Source organism: Flavobacterium sp. FlaQc-52, from assembly GCF_044007495.1.
GTDB lineage: Bacteria > Bacteroidota > Bacteroidia > Flavobacteriales > Flavobacteriaceae > Flavobacterium > Flavobacterium cupriresistens.
Genome location: NZ_JBIPCV010000011.1, coordinates 101,034 through 123,373 on the forward strand (window position 1 = coordinate 101,034; position 22,340 = coordinate 123,373).

Genomic DNA, 22,340 nt, shown 5'->3' on the forward strand with positions numbered 1-22,340 from the left:
TTACTAAACTATATATTAATATTTACACTATAATTAATTGTATCATTTTCAGCAATACGTATCTTATAATCGATATAAGATGCCAGCTCTTCCGCAGTTTTGAATTTAAAAACGTTTCGAATAGAGACTTCTATCGCTAATTCATCACGTATAATAGATATCAAGCGAGTCACCAATAAACTATGACCGCCCAATTCGAAGAAGTTGTCATAAATCCCTACTTTTTCGATACCCAACAAATTCTGCCAGATTTCCACCAACTGTCTTTCTGTATCGGTACGCGGCTCAACATATTCCTTACTCGATAACTGTGAATTATCAGGATCCGGTAAGGCTTTCTTGTCCAGTTTACCATTTGAAGTTAAAGGCATTTTACCCAGTTCAACCCAAATCATCGGAACCATGTATTCCGGTAAACTTAATTTTAATTGTTCTTGTAGTACCTCTTTATTCAATGAACCTTCCAACACTACATAACCAACCAAACGTTTATTGCCTGATACATCTTCCTTAGCCAATACACAACATTGAGTAACCGATTCTAACAATGACAAAGCATTCTCGATCTCTCCCAATTCAATACGATACCCACGGATCTTAACTTGATTATCCTTTCTTCCAATATATTCTATACTACCGTCAGCTAGCCAACGTCCTAAGTCACCTGATCTATACAAGCGGTCTCCTGCTACAAAAGGATTTGCGATAAACTTCTCTTGCGTTAATTCTTCTCTGTTTAAATAACCTCTTGCAACTCCTGCTCCTCCTACACATAACTCTCCAATAACGCCTACCGGTACTAAATTTAGATTGGCATCTAAAATATAACATCCTAAAGTAGGAATCGCTGAACCAATAGCACTAACCGAACTTAACAGATCTGAACTTTTAAGTTCTTTATAGGTAACGTGAACCGTAGTCTCAGTAATACCATACATGTTAATCATTTTACAAGACGGATATAATGCTTTCCAATTTTGTAAATAAACAGGGTTTAATGCCTCTCCTCCAAAAATCACATATCTGATCGCATGATCAAAATTCTCGGATAAGAATGCTTCCTGAAGTGCATAAAAAGATCCCGGAGTCTGGTTTAAAACCGTTACTCCTTCACTGATCAATAATTCTTTAAACGAAATAGCGTCTTTGGTTACTGCTTTTGGAACCACTACCAAACGGCCTCCATGAAGCAAGGCTCCATACATTTCCCATACCGAGAAATCAAAACAAAACGAATGAAACAGCGTCCAGACATCATGAGTTCCGAAATCAAATAGACAAGATTCATTTTTAAACAAACGAACTACATTACTATGGGTAATTAAAACTCCTTTTGGATTACCTGTACTTCCTGAAGTATAAATCACATAAGCCAGATGATCCGGTGCTACTACAACACTTAAGTTTTCTGTTGAATAGTTTGAAATCTTATCCCAATCTGTATCTAAGAGTACAACATTAATATCGGTATATTCCTCCAGTACTTTATGACTTGCTGCACTGCTCAATACTAAATTAATTCCGGCATCACCTACCATGTAAGCAATACGATCCTCAGGATAATCGGGATCGATTGGCACATAAGCACCTCCTGATTTTAAGATTCCTAAGATTCCAATCAGCATCTCCAAACCACGTTCTACGCAGATCCCCACAAGCGTATCAGGCTGAACGCCTTGTTCTCTTAAATAAGATCCTAGTTGGTTCGACCTTTCATTTAATTCTTTATAACTTAATTTGGCTCCTTCATAAACTACCGCAATAGCATCAGGAGTATTTTTAACCTGCTCTTCAAATAAATCAACTATGGTTTTATCCTTTGGATATTCAACAGCTGTGGTATTAAAAATATCCAATAACTGGTGTTCTTCCTCTAAAGTCAACATCGACAAACTGCTTATTAGCTGAGTACTATCGCTGATGATAGCAACCAACAGCTCTTGGTAATGTATTACCATACGATCAATTGTAGTCTTATCAAACAAAGCGGTACAATAATTCATATTCAATGCGATACCATTACTTTCTTCGGCTACATTCAATGTTAAATCAAATTGGGCTGTAACAACATCAAACTCATAACTTGTCAGTGTTATATTCTCTAAGGTCAATTCACCTGAATCTTCCGGTGTATTCTGTAAGACGAACATCACCTGAAACAGAGGAGTTATACTCATATCCCTGATACTAGCCACTCGATCCACGACCTTCTCAAATGAAGCCAATTGATGGTCATAACCATCTAATGTAGTTTCTTTTACTCTTACCAGAAGTTCACTGAAACTTGGATTATCTCCAAGATCACTACGAAGTGCCAAGGTATTCACAAAAAAGCCAATCATGCCTTCTAACTCCGATTGCGTACGGTTTGCTATTGGTGTTCCCACACAAATATCGTCCTGACCACTATAACGAGATAACAATACTTTAAAAGCAGATAACAGCAACATAAACAAGGTAACACCTTCTTTTTGGCATAACGCTCTTAACGATTCACTAATTTCTTTATTTAAAGTGAAAGAAACATTTGATCCCGCTGTACTCTGCACAGAAGGACGTGCATAATCTGTTGGTAAGGATAAGGTAGCTACTCCCTGAAGTTTCTCTTGCCAATACGATAATTGGGATTCTAAAACAGCTCCTTCGAGATACTTTCTTTGCCAAATTGCATAATCGGAATATTGTAAAGTAAGTTCCGGTAAAACCGTTGCTCTTCCTGACTTCAAGGCACTGTAAAGCTCCATGAACTCACGCACCAAAATACCTTCTGACCAACCATCACTGGCAATGTGATGAAACACACAAGCCAATACATACTCGCGATTTCCTAAATCATATAAACAACCTCTTAATTTATAGTCTTTTGACAAATCAAAAGAACTCATCAAATAGGTTTTAACAGTACTTTCTAATAAGGATCTGTCTCTTATTTTAACCTGATCCAACATCCAATTCCTCGGACTTATAACTTCTTGATATCCTACACCCTCTTCTGATAACAGAACCGTGCGAAGCACTTCATGACGTAAAACTATAGTTTGTAATGTTTGTTCTAATATTGATACTTCTAATTCCCCTTCCAAACGCAACACCACAGGAATATGATATTCTGTACTACCCTGCAACTGATCTAAAAACCACAAACGTTCCTGACTGAAAGACAGCGGAATTCGTTTTGGACGCTCTTCCATAACAATAGCCGGTAATGCTACTCCTTCTGATTGAACCGATATATGAGCTCCTAAAGTTGCTATAGTAGTGTATTCAAATACTTCCCTAATTGCTATTTCAATTGACAGTTCTTTACGAATCATTGATGCCAAGCGCGTAGCCAGTAAACTATGGCCACCCAATTCGAAGAAATTATCATAAATTCCAACTTTTTCTATTCCCAATAAGTTTTGCCAAATGACTGCCAATTGTTGTTCCGTCTCTGTGCGAGGCGCAACATACTCCTGTGTAGAAAGATCTGAATTATCCGGATTCGGTAACGCTTTTCTGTCCAATTTACCATTTGAAGTTAAAGGCATATGGTCCAGTTCAACCCAAATCATCGGAACCATATATTCGGGTAAGCTTAATTTTAATTGATCCTGTAAAGCTGTTTTATCTAGTTTGTTCTCTGAAACTACATAAGCAACCAGGCGTTTGTTACCTGATGCATCTTCTTTGGCTAAAACACAACACTGAATCACAACTTCTAATGAAGATAAAACGTTCTCGATCTCACCTAGTTCAATACGATACCCACGGATCTTAACCTGATCGTCTTTTCTTCCAATATATTCAATATTTCCATCGGCAAGCCAACGTACTAAATCTCCTGTTCTATAAATTCTGTCTCCTGCTACAAAAGGATTTGTTATAAACTTCTCCTGAGTTAACTCATCCTGGTTTAAATAACCACGAGCCACTCCTGAACCTCCTACACACAATTCTCCAATAACTCCTATAGGTACTAAATTTAGATTGGCATCTAAAATATAAGCAACGCTATTATTAATTGGTTTTCCTATTGGAAGATTCTTGTTCGTTATATTATCAATGGTATAAGTCGTTGAAAAAGTAGTATTTTCTGTCGGACCATAACCGTTAACCACTTTAAGATTCGGATAAAGTTCTTTTAGCTTATTTGTATAATTAAATAAAACTACATCACCTCCTACTATTAAATAATCAAGGGGTTCAAAAAGAGATAAATCAGATTCTACTACCTGATGAAACCACGAAGCTGTCATCCATAAGGTAGTAACTTTTCGTTCAATAAGCAGTTCTTTTAAACTAACTGAATTTAAAAGCGTATTGATAGAGGCTACTATTAATTGTCCTCCATTTAATAAAGTTCCCCAAAATTCTATTGTAGTCGCATCAAAAGAGATTGAACCTGTTGACAACCATACTGTTTCTGAATTTAAAGAGATATAATCACAACTCTTAGATAAACTTACAATGTTTCCGTGGGTAACCATCACTCCTTTTGGTCTGCCGGTACTTCCCGAAGTATAAATCACATACGCCAAAGCATCCGGTGTTACTTCAATACCTGGATTTTCTGTTGAATATCCCGAAATCGCATCCCAATCCGTGTCTAAGAGTACAACATTAATTGCGGTATACTCCTCTAATACTTTATGACTCGCTGCACTACTTAATACCAGTTTCATACCTGCATCATCAATCATATAAGCAATACGATCTGACGGGTAATCAGGATCTATTGGCACATAAACGCTTCCTGATTTTAAGATTCCTAAAATACCGACCATCATTTCCAAACTACGCTCTACACAGATCCCTATAAAAGTATCAGAATGAGCGCCTTGTTCTCTTAGATAATATCCTAATTGATTGGACTTCTCATTTAATTCTTTATAACTTAATTCTTCTCCTTCATAAACCACCGCAATGGCATCAGGAGTATTTTTAACCTGCTCTTCAAATAAAGCAAGGATCGTTTTGTCTTTTGGATATTCAACCGCTGTGTTATTAAAAACATCTAATAACTGATCAGACTCTTCTTTTGATAAAATACTTAAAGCATTTATATTTAATTCTTCGCTTTTCAGACCTTCTAAAAGTTCCGCCAAAGCATTTTCCATATAAATCAGAATACGCTTAGCGCCTATACTCTGGTCAATCTGAGCTGTTAAACTAAAATCATCTCCATGATCGTCTACACTTAATGTAAATGGATAGTTGGTACGTTCCTGACCACCAACAACGGTTATACCTGAATCAAATTCACCTGTCTCATCCTGCTCTGTTAAAACATGTGCCGAGTGACGGTAATTCAATAAAGCACTGAAAAAGGCTTTATCATTTCCTATCCCACTCCAATCCTGGATATGTGATAAAGGCGTTTGCTCATAGGACAATAAATCCTGTAACAGTCCTTTCACCTGATTCACATACTCAGATGTGCTGCCTTTTAATTCCAACAACACCGGTAAGGTATTGATAAACAACCCTAAGGAATCTGCTGCTCCTAAAGCTCCTTGAAGCCTTCCGGAAAACAACGACCCAAAAACAGCATAGTCTTTATTACTACATCTGGCCACTACCAATCCGTAAGCAGCATGGAACAATACCGCCGGAGTCATACCGAATCTAACGCATGTTGCACGCAATTCGATACTGAAAGATTCTGAAAGTTTAACTTCTGAATCCTCAATATTCCTGCCACCTCCTAAAACATTAGATAAGTCAAAAGGATAAGTAGGCTCTTCGATCGCTCCAAATAAAGACTTAAAATAAGATGCTCCATCGTTTACTGATTGGGCGTGTAAAGTATGACCTATAAAATCACGGTACAAAACAGGAACTCCTAAATTGGCTTTATTTCCTGATAAATACATCGTAATCTCAGCTATGATTTTCTCCATACCCACGTGGTCAATTATTAAGTGATGTTGGTATACAATCAAATAATAACAACTATTCTGGGTATCATCTGCTGATTTTAACTGCAATAATGGTGCTTTTGTCACATCCATCCAATATCCTCCAGGGGCTATCAGAAGTTCCAGTTGTGGTAAAACTGCTTTTGAATGATCCAATTCTAAATGCTCAACCCATAAAGGCGCTTCACGTAAAACAACCTGAACGGCTTTTGGTAAACCTGAACTTAAAATACTGGTACGCAAAACATCATGACGGTTCACTACAAATTGTAAGGCCTCAATAAAAGAATCTCGTTTACTCTGATCTGTAAAAGAAAGCAAACTTGGAAGCACATAAGGATCGCCCTCTTTAGGATCACTCATCAGATGATGAAAATGAATTCCTTCTTGCAAAGGGGATAAGGGATAGATATCTTCTATGTTTGAAATACCTCCCGTTACAGTTGCCAGTATGCTGTCCAGATCACTCTGACTCAAATCAGCCAAAGGAACCATTGCTGGGGTAATAACATCGCTATCAACTGTTATACCATTGGCCGGAACACGATACACTAATGATAAAGAAGATAACTTCTCACTCATTAAAGCTATCGTTGGTCCTGCAAAAATATCTTTTACTCTAATATGAAAATCTAATTTCTGTAAACGGGAAATCAACTGAACAGCCAGTAAACTATGGCCACCCAATTCGAAGAAATTATCATAAACTCCCACTTTTTCTATTCCCAATAAGTTTTGCCAAATAGCTGCCAATTGTTGTTCCGTCTCTGTGCGAGGCGCAACATACTCCTGTGTAGACAAATCTGAACTATCTGGATTCGGTAACGCTTTCTTGTCCAATTTACCATTAGAAGTTAAAGGCATTTTATCCAGTTCAATCCAAATCATCGGAACCATATATTCCGGTAAACTTAATTTTAATTGTTCTTGTAAAGCTGTTTTATCTAGTTTGCTCTCTGAAACTACATAAGCAACCAGGCGTTTGTTACCTGATGCATCTTCCTTGGCTAAAACACAACACTGAATCACAGCTTCTAATGAAGATAAAACGTTCTCGATCTCACCCAGTTCGATACGATACCCACGGATCTTAACCTGATCGTCTTTTCTTCCAATATATTCAATATTTCCATCGGCAAGCCAACGTACTAAATCTCCTGTTCTATAAATTCTGTCTCCTGCTACAAAAGGATTTGCGATAAACTTCTCTTGAGTTAACTCGTCCTGATTTAAATAACCTCGAGCCACTCCTGAACCTCCTACACATAACTCTCCAATAACGCCAACCGGTACTAAATTTAAATTAGCATCTAAAATATAAGCAACGCTATTATTAATCGGTTTTCCTATTGGAAGATTTTTGTTCGTTATATTATCAATGGTATAAGTCGTTGAAAAAGTAGTATTTTCTGTCGGACCATAACCGTTAACCACTTTAAGCTTCGGATAAAGTTCTTTTAACTTATTTGTATAATTAAATAAAACTACATCTCCTCCTACTATTAAATAATCAAGGGGTTCAAAAAGAGATAAATCAGATTCTACTACCTGATGAAACCACGAAGCGGTCATCCATAAAGTATTGACTTTTCGTTCAATAAGCAGTTCTTTTAAACTAACTGAATTTAAAAGCGTATTGATAGAGGCTACTATTAATTGTCCTCCATTTAATAAAGTTCCCCAAAATTCTATTGTAGTCGCATCAAAAGAGATTGAACCTGTTGACAACCATACTGTTTCTGAATTTAAAGCGAGATAATCACAACTCTTAGATAAACTTACAATGTTTCCGTGAGTAACCATCACTCCTTTTGGTCTGCCGGTACTTCCCGAAGTATAAATAACATACGCCAAATCATCCGGTGTTACTCCAATACCTGGATTTTCTGTTGAATATCCTGAAATCGCATCCCAATCCGTGTCTAAGAGTACAACATTAATAGCGGTATACTCCTCTAATACTTTATGACTCGTTGCACTACTTAATACCAGTTTCATACCTGCATCATCTACCATATAAGCAATACGATCTGATGGGTAATCAGGATCTATGGGTACATAAACGCTTCCTGATTTTAAGATTCCTAAAATACCGACCATCATTTCCAAACTACGCTCTACACAGATCCCTATAAAAGTATCAGACTGAGCGCCTTGTTCTCTTAGATAATGTCCTAATTGATTGGACTTTTCATTTAATTCTTTATAAGTTAATTCTTCTCCCTCATAAACCACCGCAATGGTATCAGGAGTATTTTTAACCTGCTCTTCAAATAAAGCAAGGATCGTTTTATCTTTTGGATATTCAACCGCTGTGTTATTAAAAACATCTAATAACTGATCAGACTCTTCTTTTGATAAAACACTTAAAGCATTTATATGTAATTCTTCTCTTTTCAGACCTTCTAAAAGTTCTGCCAAAGCATTTTCCATATAAATCAGAATACGCTTAGCGCCTATACTCTGGTCAATCTGAGCTGTTAAACTAAAATCATCCCCATGATCGTCTACACTTAATGTAAATGGATAGTTGGTACGTTCCTGACCACCAACAACGGTTATACCTGAATCAAATTCACCTGTCTCATCCTGCTCTGTTAAAACATGTGCCGAGTGACGGTAATTCAATAAAGCACTGAAAAAGGCTTTATCATTACCAATCCCACTCCAATCCTGGATATGTGATAAAGGCGTTTGCTCATAGGACAATAAATCCTGTAACAGCCCTTTCACCTGATTCACATACTCAGATGTGCTGCCTTTTAATTCCAACAACACCGGTAAGGTATTGATAAACAATCCTAAGGAATCTGCGGCTCCTAAAGCTCCTTGAAGCCTTCCGGAAAACAACGAACCAAAAACAGCATAGTCTTTATTACTACATCTGGCCACTACCAATCCGTAAGCAGCATGGAACAATACCGCCGGAGTCATACTGAATCTAACGCATGTTGCACGCAATTCGATACTGAAAGATTCTGAAAGTTTAACTTCTGAATCCTCAATATTCCTGCCACCTCCTAAAACATTAGATAAGTCAAAAGGATAAGTAGGTTCTTCGATTGCGCCAAATAAAGACTTAAAATAAGATGCTCCATCATTTACCGATTGGGCATGTAAAGTATGACCTATAAAATCACGGTACAAAACAGGAGCACCTAAACTGGCTTTATTTCCTGATAAATACATCGTAATCTCGGATATGATTTTCTCCATACCCACGTGGTCAATTATTAAGTGATGTTGGTATACAATCAAATAATAACAACTATTCTGGGTATCATCTGCTGATTTTAACTGCAATAATGGTGCTTTTGTCACATCCATCCAATATCCTCCAGGGGCTATCAGAAGTTCCAGTTGTGGTAAAACTGCTTTTGAATGATCCAATTCTAAATGCTCAACCCATAAAGGCGCTTCACGTAAAACAACCTGAACGGCTTTTGGTAAACCTGAACTTAAAATACTGGTACGCAAAACATCATGACGGTTCACTACAAATTGTAAGGCCTCAATAAAAGAATCTCGTTTACTCTGATCTGTAAAAGAAAGCAAACTTGGAAGCACATAAGGATCGCCCTCTTTAGGATCACTCATCAGATGATGAAAATGAATTCCTTCTTGCAAAGGGGATAAGGGATAGATATCTTCTATGTTTGAAATACCTCCCGTTACAGTTGCCAGTATACTGTCCAGATCACTTTGACTCAAATCAGCCAAAGGAACCATTGCTGGGGTAATAACATCGCTATCAACTGTTATACCATTGGAAGGAACACGATACACTAATGATAAAGAAGATAACTTCTCACTCATTAAAGCTATCGTTGGTCCTGCAAAAATATCTTTTACTCTAATATGAAAATCTAACTTCTGTAGACGAGAAATTAATTGAACAGCCAGTAAACTATGACCACCCAATTCGAAGAAATTATCATAAACTCCCACTTTTTCTATTCCCAATAAGTTTTGCCAAATGACTGCCAATTGTTGTTCCGTCTCTGTGCGAGGCGCAACATACTCCTGTGTAGACAAATCTGAACTATCTGGATTCGGTAACGCTTTTCTGTCCAATTTACCATTTGAAGTTAAGGGCATCTGGTCCAGTTCAATCCAAATCATCGGAACCATATATTCCGGTAAACTTAATTTTAATTGATCCTGTAAAGCTGTTTTATCTAGTTTGCTCTCTGAAACTACATAAGCAACCAGGCGTTTGTTACCTGATGCATCTTCTTTAGCTAAAACACAACATTGGATAACCGATTCTAATGAAGATAAAACGTTCTCGATCTCACCAAGCTCGATTCGATAACCGCGAATCTTAACCTGATCGTCTTTTCTTCCAATATATTCAATATTTCCATCGGCAAGCCAACGTACTAAATCTCCTGTTCTATAAATTCTGTCTCCTTTTACAAAAGGATTTGTGATAAACTTCTCCTGAGTTAATTCATTCTGGTTTAAATAACCACGAGCAACTCCTGAACCTCCGATACATAATTCTCCAATAACGCCAACCGGTACTAAATCTAAGGAAGTATTTAAAATATAAATTCCCGTATTACCTATAGGTCGTCCTATGCTAATTTCTTTAGAAGCAAAACTACCTTTATTGTAAAAAGATATCGTAGAAGTTACGGTTGTTTCTGTTGGTCCATATTCATTATAAAATGCATATCCCTTGTTCCAGTCCTCCATTAAATCTTTGCTGCAAGTCTCTCCTCCAACCACTACTCTTCGCAATGATTTTAAATCTGTCCTTACAGCTAAAGTACTTAACATACTTGGAGTAGTATGAAAATGTGTTACATCTTGACTATCAATAAAATCAAGTAAATTTTCGGTATCGAGAATTGTTTCTTTGTTTATAAGAACCAACTTACTGCCACTGCACAAAGCCATAAAAATTTGTTCTACTGAAGCATCAAATACAAAGTTTGAAAACTGTAAAACAACATCGCTTGAATCAATACTAAATAGGGCAATTTGTGAAGCAACTAAATTTACAACATTAGTATGTTCAATCATCACTCCTTTAGGTCTGCCAGTACTTCCTGACGTATAAATAACATAAGCCAAATGACTTGGTGCTACTTCAACACTTAGATTTTCTTTAGCATACCCAGAGATCAAATCCCAATCCCGGTCTAACAGCAAAACATTAATACCAACAGGATCTTTCAAAACCTTATGACATTTTTCGCTGCTTACCATCAGTTTTATTCCGGTATCATTCAACATATAAACAATACGATCTGATGGGTAATCAGGATCTATTGGCACATAAGCTGCTCCTGATTTCAAGATCCCCAAGATACCAACCAACATCTCCAAACTGCGCTCCAGACAAATCCCCACAAGGGCATCAGGCTCAACACCTTGTTCTCTTAAATAAAACCCTAATTGATTGGACTTCTCATTTAATTCTTTATAACTTAATTCTTCTCCCTCAAAAACTACCGCAATAGCATCAGGAGTTTTTTTAACCTGTTCTTCAAACAAATCAACAAGCGTTTTATCCTTTGAATATTCAGCCGTTGTGTTATTGAATATATCTAATAATTGCTGCTCTTCTTGTAAAGTTAATATCGACAGACTGTTTATTGGCTGAGTACTGTCACTGATGACCGCAACCAAAAGCTCTTGGTAATGCATCAGCATACGATCAATCGTAGCCTTATCAAACAAGTCTGTACAATACACTAAATCTAATGCAATACAATTGGCCACTTCGGATACATTCAGCGTCAAATCAAATTGAGAGGTAACAGTGTTAAACTCATAATTTGAAAGCGCAACATTTTCTAAAGCTAATTCACCTGAGCCTTCCGGTGTATTCTGTAATACGAACATCACCTGAAACAGAGGAGTCGTATTCCTGTCGCGGGTCGTAACTACACGGCCTACAACCTTCTCAAATGGAACCAACTGATGGTCATAACTTCCTAAAGTAGTTTCCTTTACTCTGGATAACAGTTCCCTAAAACTTGGATTATCTCCCAAATCACTACGAAGCGCCAAAGTATTGACAAAAAAACCAATCACACCCTCTAGCTCGGATTGTGTGCGGTTTGCAATTGGTGTTCCCACACAAATATCATCCTGACCACTATAACGAGATAACAATACTTTAAAAGCTGATAACAGCAACATAAACAAGGTAACACCTTCTTTTTGGCACAACGATTTTAACGAATCACCAAGCTCTTTATCCAAGACTAGCGAAACATTCGATCCTGCTGTACTTTGCACGGAAGGACGAGCATAATCTGTTGGTAAGGATAAGGTAGCCACTCCCTGTAAGTTTGCTTCCCAATACGATAATTCAGATTCTAAAGCAGCTTCATTAAGATACTTTCTTTGCCAGATTGCATAATCCGAATATTGTAAAACCAGCTCCGGAAGAACCGCAGCTCTTCCCGATTGCAAGGCATTGTAAATCTCCATAAATTCATTGACCAAAATACCTCCTGACCAACCATCGCTGGCAATGTGATGAAATACACAAGTCAATACATAGTTCTGATTCCCTAAATCAAACAGACCACTTCTTAACTTATAATCTTTTGACAAATCAAAAGGAATCTTTAAATACTCCTGAAGATTGTTGTCTAATACACCTTTATTTGTTGTTTCAAATTGATCCAATCTCCAATCCTCAGGACTAATAACTTCCTGATAACCTAGACCGTCCTCTGACAACAAAATGGTATGAAGTACCTCATGGCGCGAAACTATAACTTGTAATGTTTGTTCCAGTATCGACACATTTAATTCCCCTTCCAAACGTAACGCAATAGGAATATGATATTCTGTACTACCTTGTAACTGATCCAAAAACCACAAACGTTCCTGACTGAAAGACAATGGGATTCGCTCCGGACGATCTTCAACAACAATAACCGGAAGTAATACTCCCTTTGATTGAGCCGACACATGAGTTCCTAAAGCTGATATGGTTGTATATTGAAATACTTCTCTGATTGACAATTCAACAGATAATTCTTTACGTATCATTGATACCAATCGGGTAGCCAGTAAACTATGACCGCCCAATTCGAAGAAATTATCATAAACACTTACTTTTTCTATACCTAACAAATTCTGCCATATGGCTGCCAATTGTCTTTCTATTTCTGTGCGAGGCGCAACATACTCTTGGGTAGAAAGAGCTGAGTTATCCGGATTCGGCAACGCTTTTCTGTCTAGTTTTCCGTTTGAAGTTAAAGGCATATGGTCCAGTCCAACCCAAATCATCGGAACCATATATTCCGGTAAACTTAATTTTAATTGATCCTGTAAAGCTGTTTTATCAAGTTTATCCTCTGAAACTACATAAGCAACCAGGCGTTTGTTACCTCCTGCATCTTCTTTGGCCAATACACAACATTGGGTAACCGATTCCAATAAAGACAAAGCATTTTCGATCTCTCCCAATTCAATACGATAACCACGGATCTTAACCTGATTGTCCTTTCTTCCAATATATTCGATACTACCGTCAGCTAGCCAGCGCCCTAAGTCTCCTGATCTATACAAGCGGTCTCCTGCTACAAAAGGATTTGTTATAAACTTCTCTTGCGTTAATTCTTCTCTGTTTAAATATCCTCTTGCAACTCCTGCTCCTCCTACACATAACTCTCCAATAACGCCTACCGGTACTAAATTTAGATTGGCATCTAAAATATAACATCCTAAAGTAGGGATCGCTGAACCAATGGCACTAACCGAACTTAACATATCTGAACTTGTTAGTTCTTTATAGGTAACGTGAACCGTAGTCTCAGTAATACCATACATGTTAATCATTTTACAAGACGGATATAATGCTTTCCAATTTTGTAAATAAACAGGGTTTAATGCCTCTCCTCCAAAAATCACATATCTGATCGCATGATCAAAACTCTCTGATAAGAATGCTTCCTGAAGTGCATAAAAAGATCCCGGAGTCTGGTTTAAAACCGTTACCCCTTCACTGATCAATAATTCTTTAAACGAAATAGCGTCTTTGGTTACTGCTTTTGGAACCACTACCAAACGGCCTCCATGAAGCAAAGCTCCATACATTTCCCATACCGAGAAATCAAAACAAAACGAATGAAACAGCGTCCAGACATCATGAGTTCCGAAATCAAATAAACAAGATTCGTTTTTAAACAAACGAACAACATTACTATGGGTAATTAAAACTCCTTTTGGATTACCTGTACTTCCTGAAGTATAAATAACATAAGCCAGATGATCCGGTGCCACTACAACATTTAAGTTTTCTGTTGAATAGTTTGAGATCTTATTCCAATCTGTATCTAAGAGTACAACATCAATAGTTGCGTATTCCTCCAGTACTTTATGACTTGCTGCACTGCTCAATACTAAATTAATTCCGGCATCATCTATCATATAGGCAATACGATCTTCAGGATAATCCGGATCGATTGGCACATAAGCACCTCCTGATTTCAAGATTCCTAAAATACCAACCAACATCTCCAAACCACGCTCTATGCAGATCCCCACAAGGGTATCAGGCTGAACGCCTTGTTCTCTTAAATAAGATCCTAGTTGGTTCGACCTTTCATTTAATTCTTTATAACTTAATTTGGCTCCTTCATAAACCACCGCAATAGCATCAGGAGTATTTTTAACCTGCTCTTCAAATAAAGCAACTATAGTTTTATCCTTTGGATACTCAACTGCTGTATTATTGAAAACATTCAACAATTGGTATTCTTCCTTCGCAGTAAGCATTGAAAGACTATCTATTGACTGGTTGATATTATTCACAATACCTGCCAATAACTCTTGGTAATGCAACAACATATAATCAATTGTAACTTTATCAAACAAAGCAGTGCAATAATTAATATCAAGTGCAATACTATTATTATCTTCAACTACATTCAGCGTTAAATCAAATTGAGAAGTAACAGCGTCAAACTCATAACTTTTCAGTGTTATATTCTCTAAGGCCAATTCACGTGAGTCTTCCGGTGTATTCTGTAAGACGAACATTACCTGAAACAGAGGAGTCATACTCATATCCCGGGCAGTAACCACTTGGTCTACAACCCTCTCAAATGGAACCAACTGATGGTCATAACCATCCAGTGTAGTCTTCTTTATTCTGAATAAAAGCTCACTGAAACTTGGATTGCCTCCCAAATCACTGCGAAGGGCCAACGTATTGACAAAAAAGCCAATCATACCCTCTAACTCTGACTGGGTACGGTTTGCAATTGGTGTTCCCACACAAATATCGTCCTGACCACTATAACGAGATAACAATACTTTAAAAGCAGATAACAGCAACATAAACAAGGTAACACCTTCTTTTTGGCATAACGCTCTTAACGAAGCACTAAGCTCTTTATCCAAAACTAGTGAAACATTCGATCCTGCTGTACTTTGCACAGAAGGACGAGCATAATCTGTTGGTAAGGATAAGGTAGCTACTCCTTGCAGCTTCTCCTGCCAATACGTTAACTGGGACTTTAAAATAGCTCCTTCGAGATACTTTCGTTGCCAGATTGCATAATCCGAATATTGCAAAGTAAGTTCCGGTAAAACAGCAGTTCTTCCTGATTGTAAGGCATTGTAGATCTCCGTAAATTCATTGACCAAAATACCACTTGACCAACCATCGCTGGCAATGTGATGAAATACACAAGTCAATACATAGTTCTGATTCCCTAAATCAAACAGACCACTTCTTAGCTTATAGTCTTTTGACAAATCAAAAGGAATCTTTAAATAATCCTGCAGATTACTGTCTAATACACTTTTATTTGTTATTTCAAATTGATCCAGTCTCCAATCCTCAGGACTTATAATTTCCTGATAACCTTGACCGTCCTCTGACAACAGCATGGTACGAAGAACCTCATGACGAGATACAATAGTCTGCAGGGTTTGTTCTAAAATCAATACATCTAATTCTCCTTCCAAACGCAATGCAATAGAAATATGATATTCTGTACTACCTTGCAATTGATCTAAAAACCATAAACGTTCCTGACTGAAAGACAACGGAATTCGTTTTGGTCGATCCTCTACAACAACAGTTGCAAGCGTCAGCTCTGCTTCCTTTGATTGAGCTGAAACATAAGCCCCTAAAGCAGCTATGGTGGTACTCTCAAATACTTCTCTTATAGACACTTCTGTAGACAATTCTTTACGTATCATTGATACCAATCGGGTAGCCAGTAAACTATGACCGCCCAATTCGAAGAAATTATCATAAATCCCTACTTTTTCAATAGCCAGCAAATTCTGCCAGATGGCTGCCAATTGTCTCTCTGTGTCTGTGCGTGGCGCAACATACTTTTGCGTAGACAGATCTGAACTATCCGGATTCGGTAACGCTTTCTTGTCCAATTTACCATTAGAAGTTAAAGGCATTTTATCCAGTTCAATCCAAATCATCGGAACCATGTATTCCGGTAAACTTAATTTTAATTGTTCTTGTAGTATCTCTTTGTTCAATGAACCTTCCAACACTACATAACCAACCAAACGTTTATTACCTGCTGTATCTTCTTTGGCCAATACACAACATTGAGTAACTGTTTCTAATAAGGACAAAGCATTCTCGATCTCTCCCAATTCTATACGATAACCACGGATCTTAACCTGATTGTCTTTTCTTCCAATATATTCTATACTACCGTCAGCTAGCCAGCGTCCTAAGTCACCTGATCTATACAAGCGGTCTCCTGCTACAAAAGGATTCGCTATAAACTTCTCTTGCGTTAATTCTTCTCTGTTTAAATATCCTCTTGCAACTCCTGCTCCTCCAACACATAACTCTCCAATAACCCCTACCGGTACTAAATTTAGATTGGCATCTAAAATATAACATCCTAAAGTAGGAATCGCTGAACCAATAGCACTAACCGAACTTAACAGATCTGAACTTGTAAGTTCTTTATAGGTAACGTGAACCGTAGTCTCGGTAATACCATACATGTTTATCATTTTACAAGACGGATATAATGCTTTCCAATTTTGTAAATAAACAGGGTTTAATGCCTCTCCTCCAAAAATCACATATCTGATCGCATGATCAAAATTCTCGGATAAGAATGCTTCCTGAAGTGCATAAAAAGATCCCGGAGTTTGGTTTAAAACCGTTACCCCTTGACTGATCAATAATTCTTTAAAGGAAATAGCGTCTTTGGTTACTGCTTTTGGAACCACTACCAAACGGCCTCCATGAAGCAAGGCTCCATACATTTCCCATACCGAGAAATCAAAACAAAACGAATGAAACAGCGTCCAGACATCATGAGTTCCGAAATCAAACAAACAGGATTCATTTTTAAACAAACGAACAACATTACTATGGGTAATCAAAACTCCTTTTGGATTACCTGTACTTCCTGAAGTATAAATCACATAAGCCAGATGATCCGGTGCCACTACAACACTTAAGTTTTCTGTTAAATAGTTTGAAATCTTATTCCAATCTGTATCTAACAATACAACATTGATGTCTGCGTATTCCTCCAGTACTTTATGACTTGCTGCACTGCTCAATACTAAATTAATTCCGGCATCACCTATCATATAAGCAATACGATCCTCTGGATAATCCGGATCGATTGGCACATAAGCCCCTCCTGATTTTAAGATTCCCAAGATTCCAACCAGCATCTCCAAACCACGTTCTACGCAGATCCCCACAAGAGTGTCTGGCTGAACACCTTGTTCTCTTAAATAAGATCCTAGTTGGTTCGACTTTTCATTTAATTCTTTATAACTTAATTTGGCTCCCTCATAAACTACCGCAATGGCATCAGGAGTATTTTTAACTTGTTCTTCAAATAAGGTTACTATGGTTTTATCTTTTGGATAAGCAACTGCCACATTATTGAAAATATCCAATAATTGATGCTCTTCACCTTTTGATAAAATATTTAAGGTATTTATATTTAATTCTTCTCTTTTTAAACCTTCTAAAAGTTCCGTTAAAGCGTTTTCCATATAAACCAGGATACGCTTAGCACCTATACTCCCATCAACCTGAGCATTTAAACTAAAATCATCTCCATAATCATTTATACTCAATGTAAATGGATAATTAGTGCGCTCGTGACCTCCAAGAACAGTTATGCCGGAATCAAATTTATTGGTTTGATTGTCTTGTGATAAAGAAGATGTCGAGTGACGGTAATTTAATAAGGCACTAAAAAAAGCTTTATCATTACCTATACCACTCCAATCCTGAATATGCGATAAAGGCGTTTGCTCATAAGACAATAAATCCTGCAACAAAACTTTAACCTCATTCACATACGCTGACACACCACCTTTTAACGTTACTATTACCGGCAATGTATTGATAAACAACCCTAAGGAATCTGCTGCTCCTACAGCCCCTTGAAGTCTTCCGGAAAACAAGGATCCAAAAATCGCATAGTCCTTATTACTACACTTAGCCACTACCAATCCGTACGCGGCATGGAACAGAACTGCAGGGCTTATGGCGTGCAGTACACTTAATTTACGCAATTCTGTGCTTAAATCTTTGGAGAGCACTACATGAGATTCTTCAATTCCCTTACCATCTCCTAAAACATTCACTAAATCAAAAGGATAGGTAGGTTCTTCGATCGCTCCCAATAAAGACTTAAAATAAGATGCTCCGTTATTAACCGATTTCGCATGCAAAGTATGACCTATAAAATCACGGTACAAAACAGGAACTCCTAAACTATCGCCATTACCTGATAAATACGTCGTAATTTCAGATATGATTTTCTCCATACCATAAAAATCTGATATGAGGTGGTGTTGGTATACAATCAAATAATAACAGCCATTCTGAGTATCATCTGCTGATTTCAACTGCAGTAATGGTGCTTTTGTAACATCCATCCAATATCCTCCAGGGGCTATCAGAAGTTCTAATTGTGGTAAAACTGCTTTTGAATGATCCAATTCTAAATGCTCAATCCATAAAGGTGCTTCACGTAAAACAACCTGAACTGCGACTGGTAAACCCGAACTCAAAATACAGGTACGTAAAACATCATGACGGTTCACCACAAATTGTAAGGCCTCAATGAAAGAATTTCGTTTACTCTGATCTGAAAAAGAAAGCAAATTAGGTAAAACATATGGATCTCCCTCTTTAGAATCACTCATCAGATGATGAAAATGAATTCCCTCCTGTAACGGCGATAAAGGGTAGATATCCTCAATATTAGAGACACCTCCCCTTACAGTATCTATTATCTTGTCTAAATCACTTTGGCTCAAATCTACCAAAGGAACCATTGACGGAGTAATAACATCACTACCAACTGTTATACCATTGGTTGGGACACGATAGGCTAATGATAAAGAAGATAACTTCTCACTCATCGATACTATTGTAGGGCCTGCAAAAATATCTTTTACCTCAATATGAAAATCTAACTTCTGTAAACGAGAAATTAATTGAACAGCCAATAAACTATGACCACCCAACTCAAAGAAGTTATCATAAACTCCCACTTTTTCTATGCCTAATAAATTCTGCCAGATGGCTGCTAATTGTTCCTCAATCTCTGTACGAGGCGCAACATAGGCCTGACTAGATAAATCTGAATTATCCGGATCCGGTAACGCTTTCTTGTCCAATTTACCATTAGAAGTTAAAGGCATTTTATCCAGTTCAACCCAAATCATCGGAACCATATATTCCGGTAAACTTACCTTTAATTGATCCTGTAAAGCGGTTTTATTTAGCTTGCCTTCTGCCACTACATAAGCAACCAAACGTTTATTACCTCCTACATCTTCTTTAGCTAAAACACAACACTGAATCACAGCTTCTAATGAAGATAAAATGTTCTCTATCTCCCCCAGTTCAATACGATAACCACGAATCTTAACCTGATCGTCTTTTCTTCCGATATATTCTATGTTTCCGTCAGCTAACCAACGTACTAAATCTCCTGTTCTATAAATTCTGTCTCCTTCAACAAAAGGATTTCTGATAAACTTCTCCTGAGTTAACTCATCCTGGTTTAAATAACCACGAGCCACTCCTGAACCTCCTACACATAACTCTCCAATAACGCCAACCGGAACTAAATCTAACGAAGTATTTAAAATATAAATTCCCGTATTACCTATAGGTCGTCCTATGCTAATTTCTTTAGAAGCAAAACTACCTTTATTATAAAAAGATATCGTAGAAGTTACGGTTGTTTCTGTTGGTCCATATTCATTATAAAATGCATATCCCTTGTTCCAGTCCTCCATTAAATCTTTACTGCAAGTCTCTCCTCCAACCACTACTCTTCGCAATGATTTTAAATCTGTCCTTACAGCTAAAGTACTTAACATACTTGGAGTAGTATGAAAATGTGTTACATCTTGACTATCAATAAAATCAAGTAAATTTTCGGTATCTAGTATTGTTTCTTTGTTGATAAGAACCAACTTACTGCCACTGCACAAAGCCATAAAAATTTGTTCTACTGAAGCATCAAATACAAAGTTTGAAAACTGTAAAACAACATCGCTTGAATCAATACTAAATAGGGCAATTTGTGAAGCAACTAAATTTACAACATTAGTATGTTCAATCATCACTCCCTTAGGTCTGCCAGTACTTCCTGACGTATAAATAACATAAGCCAAATGACTTGATGCTACTTCAACACTTAAATTTTCTTTAGCATACCCAGAGATCAAATCCCAATCCCTATCTAACAGCAAAACATTAATACCAGTAGGGTTTCTCAATGCCTTATGACTCGCTGCACTACTTAGTACCAGCTCCATACCTGCATCACTCACCATATGAGCAATGCGATCTTCCGGATAATCAGGATCTATTGGAACATAAGCTGCTCCTGATTTCAAGATACCTAAGATTCCCACCAGCATCTCTAAACTACGCTCCAGACAAATCCCCACAAGGGTATCTGCCTCAACACCCTGTTCTTTTAAATAATGTCCTAATTGATTGGACTTTTCATTTACTTCTTTATAACTTAATTCTTTTCCTTCATAAACCACCGCAGTGGCATCAGGAGTTTTTTTAACCTGCTCTTCAAATAAATCAACTATTGTTTTATCCTTTGGATATTCAACCGTGGTGTTATTGAAAACATCCAATAACTGATACTCTTCCTGTGTGGTAAGAATAGACAGATCAGCAACAGATTGATCTAATCCAAACTCAAACTGTCTTATAATATGAAGTAGTCTTGTAACGAGTACTTCTATTTCATTACTATTAAAATATTCTTTTTGATAGTCGACATTTAATTCCATAGGAAGATCTTGCCCGTAATCACACCATCGAATAGACAGCGGATATTCAACCAAGCTACTGGATAAATGTTTTATCTCTATACTAAGATCCGGAGATAATGATTTTGGAAAAGGAAGAGGCTCATAGTTTACTGCCACATCAAAAACCTGCAATCGGTTTTCTGACAATAATTTTAAAGATCTGTTCAAAAACGAAATAGGATACAAACGATGTCTGTAATCATTTCGTTGCGTTTGACTAATCTCTGACAGAAGATCTGACAAGACTTGATCTTTAGCGTAATTTCCTTTATAAGGAAGCATTCCGGCAAACATTCCTAATGTTTTTCTTTCCTGTCTTCCTACTCTATTGTGAATAGGGATTCCAAAACTAAAACTTTCCTCATCTGTTGTTTTTCCGAAATACAACAACAAGGCTGCTATCGTAAGTTGTGGGATATTTGCCTTTGTTGACTCAGATAAACGATTAAACAATGCTTTATCTGAGTCTGAAACAGTAAGTGAAAATCGCCCACCTCCTACTTCGTTTATGTATTTTTCATTTACTGTTTTTTTAGGAACAGCGTTATATTTTTCTTCCCAATAAATCTTGTCTTTACTACATTGTTCTGAATTAATATACTCAAAACTTTTTTGTGTAGCATCAAGATAAGAAGGATACTGTACCTCAGATCCTTCTTCTCCTTTTATAAAATTTTCATATTGATTAATTACATAATCAACTTTTATTGCAAAACCAAATCCATCTGTTATTAAATGATGAAAACAAACAAACCACCAATATTCATCTTTTCCAATTTTGATCAGTGTGTATTTATATAATTTTTCTTCTTTTAAGTCAAAAGCAATGTTAAACTGGTTTTGCATCCATTCGCTTGCCTTTTTTCTTGGCTCCAATTCTGACGAAAAATCCAATTCATCGATAAAAACTTTCTCTGGAAAATCACTAATATAAAATGCCGGTTCATTTTCTGTAAAATCAAATTTGATATTAAAAACATCAAAAACATCAGACAAACCTTCTATTACTTGCTTAAATTGAGAGACATCAAAAGACCCTTTAAAAATTGTATAACCACCAATATTATATAATGGACTTTCCGGATTCATCAATTGCCCGTAATAGACTTCTTGCTGTGCTATATGTAATTTTGATTTTATATTCAT

Annotated in this window: 1 protein-coding gene; it reads right to left on the reverse strand. The window is 37.0% G+C overall.

The window, feature by feature from the left end; translation table 11 throughout:
- Window positions 1-8: 8 nt before the first annotated feature.
- A complete protein-coding gene (locus ACHRV5_RS17515; protein WP_395427627.1) occupies window positions 9-22,340 on the reverse strand; it encodes a non-ribosomal peptide synthase/polyketide synthase in 22,332 nt (7,443 codons plus the stop codon).

What these genes read in the sequence shown, in the direction of transcription:
- ACHRV5_RS17515 (WP_395427627.1), bottom strand. Translation starts at nt 22,340, where the DNA reads ATGAATATAAAATCAAAATTACATATAGCACAGCAAGAAGTCTATTAC.